This window comes from Sphingobium sp. LMC3-1-1.1, assembly GCF_040676285.1.
Classification (GTDB): domain Bacteria; phylum Pseudomonadota; class Alphaproteobacteria; order Sphingomonadales; family Sphingomonadaceae; genus Sphingobium.
In genome coordinates this window covers 1-603 of sequence record NZ_JBEGHQ010000052.1, presented here as the reverse complement: position 1 = coordinate 603, position 603 = coordinate 1, and the positions used below count along the sequence as shown (strand labels likewise).

The 603-nt window shown below is 62.7% G+C and carries 1 protein-coding gene; it reads left to right on the top strand.

The window, feature by feature from the left end:
• Window positions 1-245: GTP-binding protein (locus MRBLMC3_RS18715; protein ID WP_363831271.1), on the top strand; the 245-nt coding region annotated here is incomplete at its 5' end.
• Window positions 246-603: the final 358 nt, after the last annotated feature.

Genomic DNA, 603 nt, shown 5'->3' with positions numbered 1-603 from the left:
TGGTGAATGTCAGGGAGGAACCCGGCCAGCCCGCCGTCATCCAGGGCGCGCAGCATCTGCTGCACAACCTGACCTGGCTTCCCGAATGGCCCGACGAGGATCAGCGCACGCGCATCGTCTTCATCACGCAGGATCTGCCCGCCGGCGAACTGGAAGAAATGGTGACACTGCTCGATCGCGTCGCACACCGAACCGCCCTCGCACGCATGAACGCAGGCGGAGCAGAACCCGCAAGGCCCATCTGAATATGTTTCGGCTCCGGCCACCTGCAGACCGCAAGGGGTGTAGCGCCCGGCGGCCGGAGCGTAACCAAGGGCCGGAAGCTGACCCCGAGATTGCGCGGGAACGTCAGCTCGCCGATTACGGACACTCCAGAGATTCGACTTTCCCGACGAGCGCCCTTATCTTTTCGCCTTGCCGCATTCTGAAAGAGCAAGATGATTGAAATGTACCTGAACGACAAGAATGACAAGTCGGCCCTTTCTGCAGTGGACACCATCGCCACGCCGGAGGGGGCTGGCGAGCGGCAAACGGCGACGTTGACCCAGTCCGTCTATGCGCAGTTGCGCGCCGACATTCTCAGCGGGCGGATGCGTCCTGGCG